The sequence below is a fragment of the Euzebya rosea genome (genome assembly GCF_003073135.1).
In the GTDB taxonomy this organism is placed as follows: Bacteria; Actinomycetota; Nitriliruptoria; order Euzebyales; family Euzebyaceae; genus Euzebya; species Euzebya rosea.
In genome coordinates, this window is sequence record NZ_PGDQ01000018.1 from 52581 (window position 1) to 70862 (window position 18282).

The window sequence follows — 18282 nt, forward strand, 5'->3', positions numbered from 1 at the left end:
CGACCGAGTGCGGCAGCATCGAGGACCAGATGCGCCCATTCCCCACCTCACGGCTCGCCGTTGTTGCCCTGCTGGTCCCCTTCGTCGTGATCGGCGGGCTGGTCCCCGCACCCGCGGCGGACGTCGACCCGACCCCGACGACCGACGCCGGGACGGCCGTCGCGTCGGGGTCGACCGCGCCCGAGGGTGGCCCGGTGGACGACGGGTGGCTGCCGGGCCCCGACGGGGCTGCCTTCGCGACCTTCGAGGGAGAGCCCGCGCCCGGGGGCGGTCCGGTCTGGCCGGGGGTGCGGCTGGATGCCCGCCGGACGACCCTGGCCGACGGCAAGAACGTCGACGTCCAGATCCTCCACCTCGATCCCGGTGCCGACGTCAGCGTCCGACCGACCCTCGCGGGCGGTTCGGTCCGGGGCACCGCGACGGTGGCCGCGCAGAGCGGAGACCCGCTGGCCGGCGCGGTGGCCGCCACCAACGGCGGGTTCTGGCTGCGCGAGCCCTATGGCGAGCCCAACGGCTTCTTCGCGATCGACGGCCGTCTGGTCAGCGATGCCGAGAGCCAGGGCGTCGGGCCCCGCGGCACCGTCGGCTGGACCGCCGACGGTCGGGTCGTCATCGACCGGATCGACACCACGCAGACGCTGATCCTGGCCGACGGCGCCAACCTGGACGTGCAGGGCATCAACCGGGGGCATCGCGAGTACGACGAGCTGTTCGCCGACGGCATCGACTCGTTGCTGGCCTACACCCCCGACTACGGCGGTCCGGTCGTGGTGACCGAACCCCGGCAGCCACCGCCGCCGGAGCCGACCCCTGCGCCGACCGACCCCGACCAGCCGGCACCCCCTCCCCTTCCGGGTGCCGAGCCCCAGCAGCCGCCGGTGGACCTCGCCGTCCTGCGGATCGCCGCGGGGGCATGGCCGGCCGCCGGCGGGATCGGTGGCACGGTCATCGGCATCTCGCGCGACACCGCCGGGGCGTTCGAGCCCAGCGGCGGTGAGGTCATCGTCGTGGCCACCGGCGCCGACGCCGGGGCGCTGGACCGGGTCGAGGTCGGCGACCAGGTGGGGCTTGTCACCACCTCGACGGCGCTGGACCCGGCACGCGACCAGGCGTGGGCCCAGGTCCTCCACGGGCTGGCCGGCGGGCCGATGATCGTCAAGGACAGCCGACCGACCGACCCCGGGGACTGGGTGTCGGAGGGCTTCGAGCCGCAGATCCACTCCGACGTCCGTGCCCCTCGGACCGCCATCGGGGTGACCGCCGACGGACGGCTGCTGATGGTGACGGCCGACGGGCGCCGACCGGGCATCACCCACGGCTTCACCATCGGTGAGCTGGCGGAGTACATGATCTCCCTGGGCGCCGTGGAGGCGCTCAGCCTGGACGGCGGTGGATCCTCCCAGATGGTCGTCGACGGGGTCCTGCGCAACACGCCGTGCTGCGACAGCGCCATCCGGACCGTCGCCACGTCCCTCCAGGTCGTGCACGCCCACACCTTCACCGCCACCTCCCGGTTGCAGGGCGCAGGTCGCATCGACACGGCGGTCGCGATCGCCCGGGCGGCCCACCCGACCGGGTCCTCGACCGCGCTGCTGGCAGTCTCCTCCAGCTTCCCCGACGCCCTTGCCGGCGGACCGCTCGCGGCGGCGCTCGGTGGTCCGCTGCTGCTGACCGGGACGTCGTCGGTGCCGGCCCAGACCGTCCAGGCGCTGCGTGACCTCGGCGTCTCGTCGGTGCGCCTGCTCGGCGGCGAGGCGGTCATCGCGCCGGAGGTGGTCACCCAGCTGGAGGCCGCCGGATTCACCGTCAGCCGGCTGGCGGGCGACAGCCGATTCGACACCGCCGCGGTGATGGCCCGTGCGGTGCAGTCCGCCCGCGGCGGCGACGGTCCCAGGCGGGCGTTCCTCGTCCCTGCCTTCACCTTCCCCGATGCGCTGATCGCGGCCGGACCCGGCGGGCTGCTCGGCATGCCGGTCCTGCTGACCCAACCCGAGGAGCTGCACCCGGCGGCGGCCGCCGTGGTCCGCGGGGTCGACGAGGTGGTGGTCGTCGACAGCGACGGGCAGCTGGCACCCGCCGTGATCGACCAGCTGCGCGGCCTCGGGGTCACGGTGTCGCGGCTCGGCGGCAACGGTCGGTACGCCACGTCGGGGGCGGTCAACGACTGGCTGGCCCAGCAGGTGTCGCTGTCGGCGGAGGTGATCGTGGCCCGCGGCGACGACTTCCCCGATGCCCTGGCCGGAGGTCCGCTGGCGGCGTCGCGTCAGGGGCGGCTGATGCTGGTCCCGTCGATGACGCTGGACACCGACCCCGCGACGGCCGCGTGGTTCGCCGCCAACGCCGGCGGCATCGACGTGATGCGGATCCTGGGCGGCCCGGCCGCGGTGTCCAGCCACGTCCAGTGGCAGCTCGACCGGCTCGCCGCCGGCTGAGGAGGACGTCCGCCACGGCGTGCCGGAAGGGGGCGGCCGACCGTGTGGCCGACCGAGCGGCCAACCGCGTAGCCGACCAGGTGGCCGACCGCGTGGCCGACCAAGGTCTCGGGACGATTGGCGTCCGGCCACGATTGTGATGATGGGAGCACCCGTGCACCCCTCGCTACAACTGTCGCCGGAAGCCGATCACGTGGGGTCGCGGTGACGGTGGCCAACGACCCGGTACCGCGGTGACCCGGTGGTCAGCGGGTGCCGCCGTTGCCGTTGCCGGCCATGACCTCGACCTTGACGGCGATCCGGGCCAGCCGTTGCAGCTGGGTCAGCTCGCTGTCGAGGAAGCGCGGGCCCTCGGTCCGGCCGACCAGCAGGGCGGTGTTGCGCTGCGACAGCGGGGCGGCGACGACCTCGAGGTCGTGCTGCTCGCGCCACGCAGCCGGCATCCATGGCGCCCGGTTCAGCCGCCGCAGGTCCTCGATCGGCAGCCACGGCGTCTCGAGCTCGTCGATCCCGGGGACGTCCCCCGAGGCGTGCAGCACCTGCGGGCCGGTGATGCTGGCCGCGACGACCATCGCCCACGAGACCCACAGCGCATCGATCAGGCCGTTGACGAGCAGGGGCACCGCGCCCGACCCGGCAGCCACCATCTCCGTTGCCAGGCCCAGCGGGGCGGTCGGGTCACGGAAGGTGTCGGTCTCGCGGATGGCCTCCACGACCACCGACGGGACCTCCTCCACCGCACGTCGCAGGATGTCGGCCGGCACGTCGGACTGCACCGTCACGTCGTCGATGGCCATGCCGTCGGCGATGCCGACCACGTCCAGGGAGACGATGTTGGCGCCGGCGCGGCCGATGGCGCTCGCCACGGCGCTCAGCGCACCTCGTCGATCGGGGAGGGAGAGACGCAGGGCGAATCGCATGGGTCCATACCGTACTGATCCCGACGATCCTTCGGTTGGGTCCGTGACGTCGGGTGCTCTAGGTTCTGCGCAACGCGAGGTAGCGAGCCACAGGAGATGCGATGACCGACCAGTCCACCGAGTCGACCCCCACCGAGGTCGACCTGCTGATCATCGGGGCGGGTCCTGCCGGACTCTACGGCGCCTACTACGCCGGGTTCCGTGGGTTCTCCGTGGCCATCATGGACTCCCTGATCGAGCCGGGCGGGCAGGTCAGCGCGATGTACCCGGAGAAGGACATCCTCGACGTGGCGGGCTTCCCGCGCGTCAAGGGGCAGACGCTGGTCGACAACCTCGTCGAGCAGGCCAACCAGTTCGACCCGACGTACTACCTGGGCCACCGTGCCGAGGACATGGACCTGCAGGACGACTACGTCGACGTCACCTCCCACAAGGGCGTGAAGCTGCGCTGCAAGGCCGTCGTGATCACCGGTGGCATCGGCACGTTCACGCCGCGGCCGCTGCCGGACTCCGACAACTGGGAGGGACGCGGCCTGCAGTACTTCGTCCCCAAGCTCGACGTGATGCAGGACAAGGACGTCCTGATCGTGGGTGGCGGCGACAGCGCGTTCGACTGGGCGCTCAACCTGCGCGACATCGCCCGCTCCATCACCCTCATCCACCGTCGTGACCGGTTCCGTGCCCACGAGACCACCGTCGACGACGTGATGGCCGACGAACGCATCGACGTCCACACCTTCCACGAGGTGGCGCGGATCAACGGCAACGAGCGCATCGAGTCGGTGGACATCTTCGACAACCGCACCGACGAGAAGCGGACCATCAAGTGCCAGGCCGTCGTGGCGGCGCTCGGCTTCACCGCCGACCTCGGCCCGCTAAAGCGCTGGGGCCTGGAGCAGGACAAGCGGCAGGTCGTGGTGGACACCTCGATGCACACCAACCTCAACCGGGTGTTCGCCGCCGGGGACATCACGACCTACGACGGCAAGGTCAAGCTGATCAGCGTCGGCTTCGGCGAGGCCGCGACCGCCGTCAACAACGCCGCCCCCTACATCGACCCCGACAAGGGTGTCTTCCCGGGCCACTCCTCCGACAAGAGCAAGGACCAGTAGCCCGTCCGGACGGGTCTCGTGTGGTGCAGTCCAACGGGTTCGTGACAGGCCTGTGGACGGGGAAGGCCTCAAGTTCGCCGTGTCGTTACCGTTCATACGAGTAACGGCAACCACACCGAGGAGGCGACATGGTCAGGGCACCCCGCGTACCGCAGGGCAGCCTGACCGCACTGGCCGTGGGCGCCGTCGTCGCCGTCCCGAGCACCTTCGGGCTGCTGATCAGCCGGCAGGTCCGCCGCATCCGCGCACACGCGATGCTCCCCCGGCCCGACTACACCGTCGACATCACCGTGCAGCCGCCCTGGGTCCAGGGCGACCCGCTGCGGGTGACGTTCCTGGGCGACTCCCTCGTCGAGGGCGTCGGCGCTCCCCGGGCCAGCCAGTCGTTGCCGGCCCAAGCCGCCTACCGGCTGGCCGCCCACCTGGGTCGGCCGATCCGGATGCGCAGCTACGGCATCGCCTCGAGCAAGGTCGAGGACGTCATCCGTGACCAGGTCCCCCAGCTGGACCACGACACCGACCTGGTCATCGTGCTGATCGGGGCCAACGACGCCACCGGCGGGACCCCACCGTGGGAGTTCGCCCGTCGCATCGAGGCCCTGACCGTGCTGGCCCACGAGCGGACCGGCGGTGCCCCCGTGGTCTTCACCGGCCTGCCCCCCGTCGGCTCGGCCCCGCTGCTGACGATGCCGCTGCGCGAGCTCGCCTCGGCGATGGGCGACACGCTGCACACCATCCAGCGTCGGCTGGCCCAGCGGCTGCCCCAGGCCCGCTACATCGACATCCGGTGCGAGGTCGGCGACACCCTCCGTCGACGCGGCAAGGAGCTCTTCGCCGCCGACAACTACCACCCCAACCCCGCGGGTTACGCCCTGCTGGGCGAAGCGGTGGCCCGGTCGCTCACCGCGATGCTGCACGACGAGCGGCCGGTCCACGCCGCGACGTTCACCCAGGCCGAGCTGGACGCCATCCACCGGTCGGCATGGGAGGAGCTGGCCGCGCTGCCGGGCATCACGGCCGAGGACGTACCCCCGGCCCCGTCCGTGGCCGCAGCAGCCTAGGCGCCTCGGCCGGCCCCCCTACCGCGGGGGCGGAACGTGGGGCACGGCACCCGGGGGCGGCGTCGGCGGCTCTGGGCGTGTCGTCGGGGGCGGCGGGACGTCCCGCAACGCCGTGGCGCGGACGATCGCGTCCTCCAGCGCCTCCCGTCCCTGCTCTGCGGCGACCGCTGCGTCCTCCAGCCGGTGGGCGACCATCGACAGGTCGTGCAGCAGCTGCTCTGCGCGCTTGGCGGAGTCGCCCATCTGGGCGGCGACCTGCTGGGCCAGCGACGCGGCGACGTCCTGTTCCTCACGCAGGTTGCGGTTGGCCGCCGAGACCAGCTGGGCGGCGTCGCGGACGGTCTGCTCCATCCGCTCGACCTGCTCCTCCCGCTTCTGCAGCAGCTGGGTGCGCTCGCTGAGCGACCGCTCCACGGTCTCGGCGGTCTGGGCCAGCTTCTCGTGATGCCCGACTGATCGGTTGAGCTGCGCCGCCAGCGGGGTCACGGCGGCCTCGACGTGGTCGGTGAGGGTGGCCTGCAGCTGCCCGATGAGGTCCTTCAGCTCGGCACGGGCAGATGAGGACTCGGCCTCGACGCGGCTGGCGGTGGCGTCGGCAGCGTCCTGCAGGGTGACCATCTCGGCGGTGATCCCGCTGACGGCCTCCTCGACGGTGCGGGCTGCCCACGTGACGGCGGTGCTCAGCTGGTCGGTGTCGCGGGAGATCGCCGTCGTCGCCGTGCGGACGGCCTCGTCGACGGCGTCGGCCAGCTGGGCGGCGATGCGGTCCTGCTGCTCGACGCTGCGCTGGGTGGCGGCGTCGGCCTCGGCGGCCAGGCGTTCGGTGATGTCGTGCAGCCGGTCGGCGCTGCGGGCGGCCTGCGTACCGGCGTTGGCCGCGGCAGCTGCGGCGGACTCGATGCGCTCGCCCGTCTGGCCCAGCTCGCGGGTCCGGTCCTCGATCTGGGCGGCCAGCCGCTCGCCGGCGTCGGCGACGCGGGCCACATGGGCGGCGGCGTCGTCGGCGGCCCGCTGGCCGATCGTGGCGGCCCGGTCGCCCATGTCGGTGATGGCGGTGGCCGAGGCGGTCAGCAGCCGCTGGACGGCGGTCTCGGCCCCGTCGGTGACGCGGGTCGCGTGGGTGGTGACGGCGGCGGTCAGCCGCTCCTCCACGTGGTCGGCCGTCGCGGTCAGCCGGGTGGTGGACTCGCCGGTGCTGGTCTGCAGCCGCTGGACGAGCTCGCCGGCGTCGGCGATGACCCGTGACAGGGCCGCCTCGCCGGTGCGTTCGATCCGGGTGGCGGCGCCGCTGGTGGCCTGCTCGAGGCGGTCGGCGGCACCGGTCAGGCGGTCGTTGAGGTCGGCGGTCGCGACGCCGACGCTGCGGACCCCGTCCTCCACGCCGGTGCCGATCTGGTCGACCGCGGCCTGGACGGCCTCGGTCAGCCGGGCCAGCTGGCGGTCGGCGGTGTCGTTGAGCCGCTGCTCGGCGTTGGTGACCGCCGTCTCCGCGCGGCTGCCGATGGCGTCGACGACGCGTTCGACGACGGTGCTGGCCTCGCCGATGCGCTTGGCCGCCTCGACCCCGGCGCTGCTGACCCCCTCGACGGTCTGCCGGCCGGTGGCTGCGAGCTCCGACTGCGCCCGTTCCATCGCGGCATGCAGGTCCGTGGCCGCCCGGCCCGAGGCGTCCTCGTGGCGGCTCGTCACCGTGTCGATGCGGGTGACGGCGGAGCGGACCGCGTCGGTGATGGCCTGGACCTGCGCACCCGCGCCGCTGTTCATCGCCTCGACGGCGGCGTTGGCGGACACGTCGAAGCGGGTCAGCCCGTCGGCCAGCTCGCCGACGAGGCGATCGGTGGACTCGGTGATCGCGGCGACGCTCTTGGTCCCAGACTGCGCGATCCGGTTGGCGATGCTGCCGCCGGACTGGTCGGCCGCGGTCGTCGCGGCCTCCATGCGCTCCACGGCGGACCGCACGGCCAGGCTAAGGCGTTCGCTGGTCCGCTCGACCTCGCGGGTCATGGCGTCGCTGACGCCCTGCGCGGACGCCACGATCGCCTCGCCGGCGTCGGCGGCGGCACGGGCGGCCGCGTCCTTCAGCGACGCGGTGGCGACGTCGACCTGGCTGCCGGTCTCGGCCAGCGCATCGCGGAGCTGTCCGGTCGCGGCCGTCGACGCCTGCTCGGTGGCGCTGGTGGCCTGCTCCAGGCGCTGGACCGCTTCGACGATGGCGATGTCGAGGCGTTCGGTGGACGCTCCCACCTCGTCCGCCAGGCGTTCGGTCAACCCGTTCGCCTGCGCAGCGATGGTGTCGGCGGCCTCGCGGGCCGCCTGGGCGGTCACGCGGGCCAGCTCGTCGCGGGCGTTGGACAGGCTGCGGGCCGAGGACTCGGCTGCGGTGCTGACCAACCCCTCGATGCGGGCGGCCACCTCGGCGTTGTCTCGGGCGGCCACCTCGATGGCGCGGCTGGCGTCGGCCGCCGCGTCGTGCAGGGTGGAGGTCGACTCCTGCAGGGTGCTGACGGCCTCGGCGACGCTCCCCTGGATGCCGGCCGACGAGTCGTCGGTCGCGGTCCGGTAGACCTCGGCGGCGACCTCCAGGCGGTCGACGAGGTTCGCAGCTGCCTCGGCCAGCCGGTCGGCCACCTCGGTGGTCCGCGTGTGCAGCGTGCCGAGGTCCTCGGAGGCGAGGACCTGCAGCTGCTCGGCCACGCCGGCGACGGACATGTCGAGCTGGTCGGCGATGCCGCGGACGAGGGCGGTGGTGTCGGCGACCTGCTGGGCCAGGCGCTCCTCGACCTGCCGGACGACGTCGTCGCCGGTGTCCCTGACCGCCCCGGCGTGGGTGGCTGCCGCGGTCTGGACCGCGACCTCCAGCCGCTCCACGGCGGCACGGGTCGCGTCGTCGAGCCGCTGGACGGACCCGACGCCGGCAGCGCTGACCCGTTCGGCGGCGTCCTCGGCCTCGGTCAGCAGCGACTCGGTGACCGTCAGCAGCTGCTGGGTGGCGTCACGGTTGGCGTCCACGCCCTGCAGGATGGCGAGGACGGCTTCGCGGATGGGATCGTCGGAAGAGGAGGAGTCGGCCATCGTGGGGATCAGAGGTCTCCGCTGAAGGTGTCGCAGGCGTTCACGTCGCCGGTCTCGAAGCCGGTGTTGAACCAGCTGATCCGCTGCTCGGAGGATCCGTGGGTCCACGTCTCGGGGTTCACCGGTGCGCCGGCGCTCGACTGGATGGCGTCGTCGCCGACCGCGGCGGCGGCGCCGAGGCCCTCCTCGAGGTCACCGGGTGACAGCGCGTCGCGTCCGTAGGCGGAGTGGGCCCACACGCCGGACAGGCAGTCGGCCTGCAGCTCGAGCCGGATGGACAGGTCGTTGGCCTCCGCCTGTGAGGCGCCCTGCTGCTGGCTGCGGACCTGGTCGGAGATGCCGAGCACGTTCTGGACGTGGTGGGCGATCTCGTGGGCGATCACGTAGGCCTGCGCGAAGTCGCCGGGGGCGCCGAAGCGGGTGGCCAGGTCCTCGAAGAACGACAGGTCGATGTAGACCTTCTGGTCCGCCGGGCAGTAGAAGGGCCCGATGGCCGCCTGGCCGTAGCCGCACCCGGCGGTGTCGGTGCCGCGGGTGTAGAGGACGAGGGTGGAGCGGTCGTAGGTGCGGCCGGCATCGGCGAAGCTGGCCTCCCAGAAGTTCTGGACGTCGTCGAGCACGAAGGACACGAACTCGTCCTGCTCGCTGACGGTGTCGGGTGCCTGCGCCTGGACGTTCTCCTGCGGTGGTGCGGCCGGGGCGGCCACGTCGAGCTGCTCGAGGATCGCGCCGAGGTCGCCGCCGCCCCCACCGGTGAGCAGGCTGAAGATCAGGACGACGACGCCGATCAGCCCGCCACCACCGGCGATCGTGCCGGTCGAGACACGCTGTCCACGCCTGTCCTCGATATCGGACGACATCCCTCGCCCGCGTTGCCATCGCATGTTCGTCCACTCCCGGTTCGTTGACCTCGACACTGTAGTGGGCTGTCCCCGTATCGTGGCATCGGTGCGCCTCGACCCACACCCTGTCCGCCCCACCCGCCGACGCCTGCTGCAGCTGTTCGCTGCCGGCGTTGGCGTGAGCGTGTTCGGGACGCGTCCGGTCATGGCGGCCCAGCCGACGATCCGTCCCCGGTCGGCGTGGGGTGCCGACCTGCCGCCGCAGGGGCCGCTGGAGGCCGAGGCACCCGGGGACGTCCGCTTCCTGCTGGTGCACCACACGGCCTCCGGCAACCGCTACGACCCGGGTGACGTGGCGGGGATGATCCGGTCGTTCCACCGCACCCACACCGGTCCGGACAAGAGGTGGCCCGACGTGGCCTACAACTTCTTCGTCGATCGGTTCGGGACGATCTGGGAGGGGCGAGAGGGGTCGCTCGACCTGCCGATCAAGGGGTCGGCGACGGGCGGCAGCCAGGGGTTCGCCCAGCTGTGCTGCTTCATCGGCAACCACGAGGAGGAGCCCCCGACCGCCGAGGCGGAGGAGGCGATGATCGGCCTGCTGGCGTGGCTGGCCGGCCGGTACGGCATCGACCCGCAGGGCCGCACGGAGTTCGTGTCGCGGGGCTCCAACCGCCATCCGGCCGGGACCACGGTCGTGACCCCCACGATCGCTCCGCACCGTGAGATGAGCCAGACGGTCTGTCCGGGCCGCTTCGGGATCGAGCTCGTCAGCCGGCTGCCGGTCCTGGTGGCCGCGCGTGCTGCGGGGATCGGCCAGCAGCCAGCGCCGGTGGCGACCGTCGCACCGACGCCGCTGGCCGCGCCGTCGACCAGCGTCCCACCCACCGAGGAGGCCGTGGCCGAGAGTGCCCCGGTGGCCGTGCCCCCGACTGCGACCCCCGACGCGGCGGCGTTGTCCCTGCCTGCCGTACCGGCCGCTGCGCTGCACGGCAAGGCGGTGCTGGGTGCTGACGTGAAGGTGTACGGGGCGGCGGGTGCGGGCCAGCTGCGGCTGACCGCGGCCGGCCTGCTGGCTGCCGTCAGCACAGCCACGGCGGTGGTCATCCGTCGCCGTGGGCTGCGCTGACGGGTACCCGCTCATCCGCGCGGCGGCGCTTGGATCACGCGGCGTCCTCGGGGCCGCGACGCCGGCGCAGGACCAGGGTGATGCACCCGCCCATCATCCCGATGCCTGCGGTCATCATGGCCAGCGGCCACGCGATGGCGACCGGCACCCACTCGAGGATCGCCTGGGGGACGAAGACCAGCCCGGCGAACCCGGCCCAGACCCAGTGACGGGTCGTCGTCAGGGTGATGGCGGCGCCCACGAGGACGACAGCGGTCAGCAGGCCGAGCAGCGGACCGGCGGTGCTGGCGTCGGCGACGACGGCCTGCGCTGCTGAGCAGGCCGCCAGGGCCCCGAGCGACAGGGGGGCCAGCTCCCGCAGACGAGGCACGGCGATGCCAGCGGTGACCCAGACGATCCCGACGGTCCAGATGGCGGTGGCCCGTGCGGCGTCGCCGCCGCCGGCAAGGCCCACACCACCGAAGACGGCGACCAACCCACCGAGGAAGGCCAGGGCGCCGAAGAACCCGCGGTCGGTGCGTCGCCACAGGGCGGTGGCCGCGGCCGCCGCGGTCCCGCCGGCGGCCAGCAGGCCCGCGTCCGCCCCGAGCCCGGCGACCCGATCGAGCAGGATGTAGGAGGTCAGGGTCCCGGTCACCCCGGCCATCAGCCACAGGGTGGTCGAGAGGCGGGCGGCGATGCGGTCCGCTGCCCCGACGAACCCGGCGGCGGTCGACAGCGCGACGGTCGCCAGGGCGAGGAGGAGGGTCTGGGCGCCGCCGCCGAGGTCGGTCCACACGTCGCCGAGCTCGTAGAGCACCGCGAGGGTGGTCAGGATCCCGCCGCCGTAGCCGAGGGCCTCCGCCGCCGGGCTCAGCACGGACGGCTCCCGTGGTGTCGGGGCCGGCCCGGGGTGGGGGCCGTTGAGCGGGTACCCACCACCACCGGCGCGATCGGGGCCTGCGTCGCCCATGGCCGAGGGAGGCCCCGATCGTGCCGGTTGGGACCAGGCGGGATGACCGGACGGGCCGGGGCCCGGCGGGTAGGGGGACGGGCCCGGTCGAGCGGTCGTGGGGCCCTGCGGGGGTCCGGGAGGGGTGGGGGCGGTGGGGCGAGGTGTCGTCATGCACTCACCGTGGCCGGACGACCGTCCGACCGGATCGGGGTGGTCCCCCGTGTTCACCCCTGACCCACCCGGACCGGTCTCGGGGTCGACCCCCGGTCGGTTGGTCGCGGTCGACCCCTGTCCTGCGGCGTCCGCCTGCCGGTCAGCCGCCGGCCGCCCGCCGCTTGGTGTGTCGCGTGGGGGCGGCCGACAGCGGGTCCTCGGGCCACGGGTGCTTGGCGTAGCGGCCCCGCAGCTCGGCCCGGACCTCCGGGTAGCCCCGCTCCCAGAACCCGGCCAGGTCGTCGGTGACCTGCACGGGCCGCTGCGCCGGGGACAGCAGGTGCAGCAGCACCGGCTCGCCGGCGATCCGGGGGCCGTCAGTGGCGCCGAACATCTCCTGCAGCTTCACCGCCAGGACCGGTTGCTCGCCGCTGTAGTCGACGCGGATGCGCGAGCCGCTGGGAACCTCCAGGTGCGTCGGGGCGACGTCGTCGAGGCGGCCGTGCAGCTGGTAGGGCACCCGCGACATCAGCGCCGTGTGCAGGTCGACCCGCGCCAGGTCGCTGCGTCGCCGGGCCCTGGTCAGGAACGGCGCCAGCCACTCCTCCAGCTCGGCCAGCAACGTGTCGTCGTCCACGGCTGGCCACCCGTCGGCCGCGGCCCCGTGGTGGAGGTGGCGCAGCCGGTCACGGAGGTCAATCGCCGATCGGTTCCACCCGAGCGCCCGCAGCTCGGTGGCCCGGACCCCCTCCAGCAACGCGGTCAGCAACCGGTCGGGGTCGGGGTCGGCGAGCGGGCTCTCGGACATGACGAGGGCACCGAGCCGTCGTTGCCGCCGGGCCACGACGTCGCCGCCCTCCCACGCCACGTGGTCCACGACCCGCACCATCGGCTCGACCGCCCCCTCGTCGAGGCCGGCCGCCAGGTACACCCGCGCCTGGGTCGTCCCGCGGTCGACGTGGGCGATGGCCAGCAGCGCCTCACCGGCCAGCGGGTCGCGTTCGGGCAGCGTGGCGCCCCGCCCACCGGCCATCGTGAACACCCCCCGCTGCCCCCGGGATCGGGCGATCCGGTCGGGATAGGCCAGCGCCACCAGCGGCCCCACGTCGGTCAGCGGCGCCCCCGTCCCGCCACCGAGCCGGCGATGCAACCGGTCGGCGTCACGGCGCACCCGTTTCATCGTCGGGGCCCGGACGGCACCCACCCGGTCACCCCGCAGGGCCCGGACCCGGCGTTCGAGGTCGGCGTCACCGTCCAGCATCACGTCGCGTTCGCCGAGCAGGGCGGCCAGCTCGGCGGCCAACCGCTGCTGCGACGGCTGTGCCCGCAGCGCCATGTGGGCCAGCCGGGGATGCACGGGCAGGTCGGCCATCGCCCGGCCGTGGTCGGTCAGCCGCCGGTCCTCGCCAAGGGCGTCCAGGCCGAGCAGCAGCTCGCGGGCGGCGTCCCAGGTGGCGGCCGGCGGCTGGTCCAGCAACGACAGCTCCGCCACGTCGGTGCCCCACGCCGCGATTTCCAGCGCGGTCGGCGCCAGGTCCTCCTCGGCGATCGACGGCGGGGCATGACCGGCCAGCGCCTCGTGCTCGGGCCACAGCCGCACGCAGACGCCCGCGCCCTCGCGAGCGGCACGACCCCGTCGTTGGTCGGCGCTCGCCCGGCTGACCCGGACGGTGTGCAGGCGGGACATGCCCGAGGTCGGGTCGAACCGGGGCCGCCGTGCCCAGCCGGCGTCGACGACCACGCGCACGCCGGGCACCGTCAGCGACGACTCGGCGATGTCGGTGGACAGGACCACCCGTCGACGGCCGGCCACGGGCTGCAGCGCGCGGCGTTGCGCTGCGGCGGGCAGCGCGCCGTAGAGCTGCAGGACCTCGGCGTCGATCCCCGCGAGCGCCCCGGCGGCTCGCCTGATCTCCCGCTGGCCGGGGAGGAAGACCAACAGGTCGCCCTCGGTGACCGGCAGGGTCCGCCGGACGGCGGCCGCGGTCGCCTCGCCGATGTCGGCGTCGACGGGCACCGCTTCGTGGCGGGTCTCGACGTCGTACACCCGGCCCCGGCTGGTCACGACCGGCGCGTCGCCGAGCAGCGCGGCGACCCTCGACCCCTCCAGCGTCGCCGACATCACCAGCAGGCGCAGGTCGTCGCGGATGGCCCGACGGCACTCGAGGGAGAAGGCCAGGGCGAGGTCGGCCTCGATGGATCGTTCGTGGAACTCGTCGAGGACGACCGCGCCGATCCCCTCGGCGGTCGGGTCGCGCTGCAGCCGCCTGACCAGGACGCCTTCCGTGACGACCTCGACGACGGTGTCGGCGGAGGTGCGACGGTCCTCGCGGGTGGTGACGCCGACGGTGCGTCCGACGGGTTCGCCGAGCAGGTCGGCCATGCGTTCGGCGGCGGCGCGTGCCGCGATCCGGCGGGGTTCGAGCACCACGATCCGGCCCGTCAGCCACCCGGCGTCACGCATGGCCAGCGGGACGAGCGTCGTCTTGCCCGCCCCGGGTGGCGCCTCGAGGACGGCGACACCAGCCCGGCCGAGCGCGTCGACGACATCGCCGAGCACTTCCTGCACCGGCAGGGCAGGCAGGTCGGGTCGGGCGGTTGGACGCGCTGGTGACACAGGACGGTCGATCATGGCAGTCCGCTCGCAGCCCCGCCGCGCCCCACCGCCTACGCTCCGGGTGATGTTCTCACGCAAAGGGCAATCCGGCACCCGTGGCGGCGCCGAACAAGAGGTGATGCCCGATCCCAAGCGCCACCTGTCGTCGGTACCCGACGACCGCGTCGCAGAAACCCGTGATCCCGACGTGCTGCTCACCCGAGTCGCACGGGGCGATCGCGCGGCCTACGAGGCCCTCTACGACCAGGTGGTGCCCCAGGTCTACGGTGTCATCCGCCGGGTCCTCCGTGACCCCTCGCAGAGCGAGGAGGTCGCGCAGGACGTGATGGTGGAGGTGTGGAGAACCGCGACACGGTTCGATACCGACCGCGGGAGCGCCAAGTCGTGGATCCTCACGATGGCGCATCGGCGGGCGGTCGACCGGGTCCGCAGCGTGCAGTCCTCCCGGGACAGGGAGGAACGGGTGTCGCGGGAGAACCGTGAACGCCCGTTCGACAGCGTTGCCGACGCGGTGGAGACCAGGTTCGAGACACAGCAGGTCCGCGAGGCCCTGAAGACCCTGACCGACGTGCAACGAGAAGCGATAGAAATGGCGTACTACGGCGGCAACACCTATCGAGAGGTGGCCGCCCTGCTGGACACCCCGTTGGGGACCGTGAAGACCCGGATGCGAGATGGCCTGATCCGGCTGCGAGACGCGATGGAGGTGGAGACACGATGAGCAAGGACCTGCATGCCCTGACCGGCGCGTACGTCATGGACGCCCTGGACGACGACGAGCGCGATGCCTTCGAGGCCTACATGGCCACGTCTCCCGCCACGCAGGCCGAGGTCGCCTCCCTCCTCGAGGTCGGCGCGATGCTCGGCGGTGCCGCCGCGGAGACCCCGCCCGAGGGCCTGCGTCGAGCCGTCATGGCGGAGATCGACAACGTCCGCCAGGAACGTCCGGTCGTCACCGCCATCGACGATGCCCCCTCGGTCCGTCCGGCGGCGGTCCCGAGCACCAAGTCGTGGGTCACCCGCCTGTCGATGGTCGCCGCGGCTGCCGCGGTCGCCGTGTCGGTCGGCCTGGGCGTCCTCGTCTCGGACCTCTCCGACCGGCTGGATGCGCTGGAGACCACCAACACCGAGGTCGCCACGCTCGTCGCCGCGACCGACGCCGCCCGCTTCGACGCCGGCCTGCCCGACGGCGGGGTCGTGACCGCGGTGATCTCCGACGACCACAGCGCCGCCGTGACCGTCGCCGAGGGCCTGCCGGTCCTCGACGAGCAGCTGATGTACGTCCTGTGGGCCATCATCGACGGCACCCCCATCGCCGTCGGCGAGCTGCACAACGGCGTCCCCCTGACCACCCAGCACGCCGGCCTCGACGCCCTCGGCCTGACCGTCGAACCCCGCAACGCCCCCCTCGACGTGCCGACCGGCACGGTCCAGGTGCAGCTGGGCGCGTGAGAATCGAGCGCAGCGAGGATCGGAGCGCGCCCACCCGGGGGTCCGGGGGCGGAGCCCCTGGGTGAGCAGGGCGCGTGAAGATCGCGGCGGCCCGGCGGCACGCCCAGGGCGCCGCGAAATGTGCAGCTTGGCCAACCCGTTGACGAAGCTGCACAACAGCGGCGCGGACTGGTGCACTTCGGTGCCCATGTGGGCGGAAGTGCACAATTCGAGTGGGGGGAGGGGCGGCCGGGTGAGCGGCCGCAGGAGGGGTGGAAGGCGGGTCGGCTTGCGTGACCCCGGCCGTCCCCCGAGCATGGCCGACCACATGGGACGAACACCGCTTGCTGACGTCGTCGGGCCGGGCTGGGACGTGGCGCTGGAACCGGTCGCCGACGACATCGCCGCGATGGGCGACTTCCTCCGGGGCGAGCTGGCGGCCGGCCGGTCCTTCCTCCCCGCCCCCGACCGGGTGTTCGCGGCCTTCGCCGTCCCCTTCGAGGAGGTCAAGGTGCTGGTCCTCGGCCAGGACCCCTATCCCACGCCGGGGCACGCCGTCGGGCTGTCGTTCAGCGTCGCGCCGGGCGTCCGCCCCCTCCCCCGCTCGTTGCAGAACATCTTCACCGAGCTGTCGGAGGACCTCGGCGTGCCCACGCCTGCCGACGGCGACCTGTCCCCGTGGGTCGACCAGGGCGTCATGTTGCTCAACCGATGCCTGAGCGTGGCCCCGCGCGACCCGGGTTCGCACCGTGGCAAGGGCTGGGAGGCCATCACCGAGCAGGCCGTCCGAGCGCTGGCGATGCGCAGCGCCCCGCTGGTGGCGATCCTGTGGGGCCGCGACGCCCGCTCCACCAAGGAATGGCTGCTGGACGCCCCCGCCATCGAGTCCGCCCACCCCTCCCCCATGTCAGCGGCCCGCGGGTTCTTCGGCTCACGGCCGTTCAGCCGCACCAACGCCGCGCTGGAGGCACAGGGGGCCGAGCCGGTCGACTGGTCGCTGTCGTGATCAGCAGGGCGATCGGGTGACCGCCGGGCGACTGGTCGACCTGGTCGCGGCCTCCGACGCGCTGGCCGAGGAGTCCGGGCGCAACGAGAAGGTGCGCATCATCGTCGAGGCGCTGCTGGCCGCCGGGGACCGGGCCGACCTGGCCGCACGGTACCTGGCCGGGGACCCTCCGCAGGATCGCCTGGAGGTCGGCTGGGCCGCGATCCGGGACGCCGACACCCCGCCCGCCGACACCCCCTCCCTCGCCCTCGACGACGTCGACGCGGCGCTGGAGGTGCTGGCGACCGCCGGCGGGCCGGGGTCACGCGGTGCCCGGATGGCCGCCCTGACCGACCTGCTCGCCCGTGCGACCGCCGCCGAGCAATCGTTCCTGCGCCACCTGGTCATGGGTGAGATGCGGCACGGGGCGTCGGCCGGCATGGTCGCCAAGGCCGTCGCGAAGGCGGCGGACGTGCCCGAAACCGTCGTCCGGCGGGCCCTCATGCTCTCCGCCGACCTCGGCGAGGTGACCACCCTCGCGCTGACCGGCGGCCGTCCGGCGCTGGAGGCCGTCGGCCTGGTGGTCGGGCGTGGGGTGCAGCCGATGCTGGCCTCCACCGCCGAGTCCGTGACCGAGGTGGTGGAGGAGCTCGGCACCGCGGTGGTGGAGTGGAAGCTCGACGGCGCCCGGATCCAGGTCCATGTCGACGGCGACGACGTGGTGGTGTTCACCCGCAACCTCAACGACATCACCGGCCGGTCCACCGACGTGGTGGCCGCCGCCCGGGCCCTGCCGGTCCGGCAGGCGATCCTCGACGGGGAGGTGCTGGCCATGGGCGCCGACGGCCTGCCGTGGGCCTTCCAGGACACCATGAGCGCCTTCAGCCGGGACGAGGGCGAACGGCCAGCGCTGAGCCCGTTCTTCTTCGACCTGCTGCACGTCGACGGCGAGGACCTGATCGACCAGCCGCTGTCGGTCCGGCGCGAGCGCCTGACCGCGCTGGTCCCTGACCACCAGCGCATCCCGTCGGTCGTCGTCGACGATGCCGCCGCGGGCGAAGCGGTCGCCGTCGAGTCGCTGGACCGCGGCCACGAGGGGGTGATGGTCAAGGCGCTCGACGCGCCCTACGCCGCCGGTCGCCGCGGCAAGCAGTGGCGCAAGGTCAAGCCGGTCAGGACCCTCGACCTGGTCGTGCTGGCCGTGGAGTGGGGGTCGGGCCGACGGCAGGGCTGGCTGTCCAACATCCACCTCGGCGCCCGTGTCGAGGGTCCCGACGGCGACCCCGAGTTCGTCATGCTCGGCAAGACGTTCAAGGGCATGACCGACGCCATGCTCGAGTGGCAGACGGCCCGGTTCCTCGAGCTGGAGACCCACCGGGACCAGCGGGCCGTGTACGTCCGGCCCGAGCAGGTCGTCGAGATCGCCCTCGACGGGGTGCAGACCTCCCGCCGTTACCCGGGTGGTGTGGCGCTGCGGTTCGCGCGCGTCATCGGGTACCGCGACGACAAGTCGCCGGCCGAGGTCGACACGCTCGACACGGTCCGGGCGCTCGGGGGGCTGCCACCGCGCTGACGCCCCGGGTGGGCACGAGAG

At 73.4% G+C, this 18282-nt stretch carries 13 protein-coding genes; 8 read left to right on the forward strand and 5 right to left on the reverse strand.

Annotated features, from left to right (window positions below; genetic code table 11):
* The first annotated feature begins 29 nt into the window (after positions 1-29).
* Positions 30-2432, forward strand: coding sequence for a cell wall-binding repeat-containing protein (locus CUC05_RS20645; RefSeq protein WP_157965835.1), 2403 nt, complete (start codon positions 30-32; stop codon positions 2430-2432).
* 245 nt (positions 2433-2677) lie between these two features.
* Here the strand turns inward: CUC05_RS20645 and CUC05_RS20650 are convergent, their stop codons facing one another.
* Entirely contained in the window at positions 2678-3352 is a 675-nt protein-coding gene (locus tag CUC05_RS20650) for an ACT domain-containing protein (RefSeq protein WP_108668029.1), read from the reverse strand.
* Between the two features lie 101 nt (positions 3353-3453).
* Between CUC05_RS20650 and CUC05_RS20655 the strand changes: the two genes are divergently transcribed.
* Together CUC05_RS20655 and CUC05_RS20660 are read left to right on the forward strand one after the other, a co-directional pair.
* Entirely contained in the window at positions 3454-4464 is a 1011-nt protein-coding gene (locus tag CUC05_RS20655) for an NAD(P)/FAD-dependent oxidoreductase (RefSeq protein WP_108668030.1), read from the forward strand.
* Between the two features lie 128 nt (positions 4465-4592).
* Complete coding sequence (locus CUC05_RS20660) at positions 4593-5525, forward strand: SGNH/GDSL hydrolase family protein (RefSeq protein WP_108668031.1); 933 nt, start codon at positions 4593-4595, stop codon at positions 5523-5525.
* Positions 5526-5543: 18 nt separating this feature from the next.
* Here the strand turns inward: CUC05_RS20660 and CUC05_RS20665 are convergent, their stop codons facing one another.
* Complete coding sequence (locus CUC05_RS20665; protein WP_108668032.1) at positions 5544-8597, reverse strand: hypothetical protein; 3054 nt, start codon at positions 8595-8597, stop codon at positions 5544-5546.
* 8 nt (positions 8598-8605) lie between these two features.
* On the reverse strand, positions 8606-9481 hold the full coding sequence (ypfJ, locus tag CUC05_RS20670) for a KPN_02809 family neutral zinc metallopeptidase (RefSeq protein ID WP_108668033.1): 876 nt from the start codon (positions 9479-9481) through the stop codon (positions 8606-8608).
* A gap of 64 nt (positions 9482-9545) precedes the next feature.
* Here ypfJ and CUC05_RS20675 point away from each other — a divergent pair, with 64 nt between their 5' ends.
* The gene (locus tag CUC05_RS20675) at positions 9546-10568 is read left to right on the forward strand and encodes an N-acetylmuramoyl-L-alanine amidase (RefSeq protein WP_157965836.1); all 1023 of its coding nucleotides are present in this window, start codon (positions 9546-9548) and stop codon (positions 10566-10568) included.
* Positions 10569-10602: 34 nt separating this feature from the next.
* Here CUC05_RS20675 and CUC05_RS20680 read toward each other — a convergent pair whose 3' ends face one another.
* Together CUC05_RS20680 and hrpB are read right to left on the reverse strand one after the other, a co-directional pair.
* On the reverse strand, positions 10603-11427 hold the full coding sequence (locus CUC05_RS20680) for a hypothetical protein (protein ID WP_157965837.1): 825 nt from the start codon (positions 11425-11427) through the stop codon (positions 10603-10605).
* 388 nt (positions 11428-11815) lie between these two features.
* On the reverse strand, positions 11816-14287 hold the full coding sequence (gene hrpB, locus CUC05_RS20685; RefSeq protein WP_108668036.1) for an ATP-dependent helicase HrpB: 2472 nt from the start codon (positions 14285-14287) through the stop codon (positions 11816-11818).
* 49 nt (positions 14288-14336) lie between these two features.
* Here hrpB and sigK point away from each other — a divergent pair, with 49 nt between their 5' ends.
* The 4 genes from sigK (at position 14337) to CUC05_RS20705 (ending at position 18261) form a co-directional block, all read left to right on the forward strand.
* The gene (gene sigK / locus CUC05_RS20690) at positions 14337-14993 is read left to right on the forward strand and encodes an ECF RNA polymerase sigma factor SigK (RefSeq protein WP_240606300.1); all 657 of its coding nucleotides are present in this window, start codon (positions 14337-14339) and stop codon (positions 14991-14993) included.
* Positions 14990-15724 carry an anti-sigma factor gene (locus CUC05_RS20695; protein WP_108668038.1) on the forward strand — a complete coding sequence of 245 codons (735 nt, stop codon included), beginning with the start codon at positions 14990-14992 and terminating at the stop codon, positions 15722-15724. Before sigK ends, CUC05_RS20695 begins: the two co-directional genes overlap by 4 nt.
* A 307-nt stretch (positions 15725-16031) precedes the next feature.
* The gene (locus tag CUC05_RS20700) at positions 16032-16709 is read left to right on the forward strand and encodes a uracil-DNA glycosylase (RefSeq protein WP_108668076.1); all 678 of its coding nucleotides are present in this window, start codon (positions 16032-16034) and stop codon (positions 16707-16709) included.
* Positions 16710-16725: 16 nt separating this feature from the next.
* Complete coding sequence (locus CUC05_RS20705; protein ID WP_205712464.1) at positions 16726-18261, forward strand: ATP-dependent DNA ligase; 1536 nt, start codon at positions 16726-16728, stop codon at positions 18259-18261.
* Positions 18262-18282 lie beyond the last annotated feature (21 nt).

What these genes read in the sequence shown, in the direction of transcription:
- CUC05_RS20645 (WP_157965835.1), top strand. Translation starts at nt 30, where the DNA reads ATGCGCCCATTCCCCACCTCACGGCTCGCCGTTGTTGCCCTGCTGGTC.
- CUC05_RS20655 (WP_108668030.1), top strand. Translation starts at nt 3,454, where the DNA reads ATGACCGACCAGTCCACCGAGTCGACCCCCACCGAGGTCGACCTGCTG.
- ypfJ (WP_108668033.1), bottom strand. Translation starts at nt 9,481, where the DNA reads ATGCGATGGCAACGCGGGCGAGGGATGTCGTCCGATATCGAGGACAGG.
- CUC05_RS20665 (WP_108668032.1), bottom strand. Translation starts at nt 8,597, where the DNA reads ATGGCCGACTCCTCCTCTTCCGACGATCCCATCCGCGAAGCCGTCCTC.
- CUC05_RS20695 (WP_108668038.1), top strand. Translation starts at nt 14,990, where the DNA reads ATGAGCAAGGACCTGCATGCCCTGACCGGCGCGTACGTCATGGACGCC.
- CUC05_RS20660 (WP_108668031.1), top strand. Translation starts at nt 4,593, where the DNA reads ATGGTCAGGGCACCCCGCGTACCGCAGGGCAGCCTGACCGCACTGGCC.
- CUC05_RS20650 (WP_108668029.1), bottom strand. Translation starts at nt 3,352, where the DNA reads ATGCGATTCGCCCTGCGTCTCTCCCTCCCCGATCGACGAGGTGCGCTG.
- hrpB (WP_108668036.1), bottom strand. Translation starts at nt 14,287, where the DNA reads ATGATCGACCGTCCTGTGTCACCAGCGCGTCCAACCGCCCGACCCGAC.
- CUC05_RS20700 (WP_108668076.1), top strand. Translation starts at nt 16,032, where the DNA reads ATGGGACGAACACCGCTTGCTGACGTCGTCGGGCCGGGCTGGGACGTG.
- sigK (WP_240606300.1), top strand. Translation starts at nt 14,337, where the DNA reads ATGTTCTCACGCAAAGGGCAATCCGGCACCCGTGGCGGCGCCGAACAA.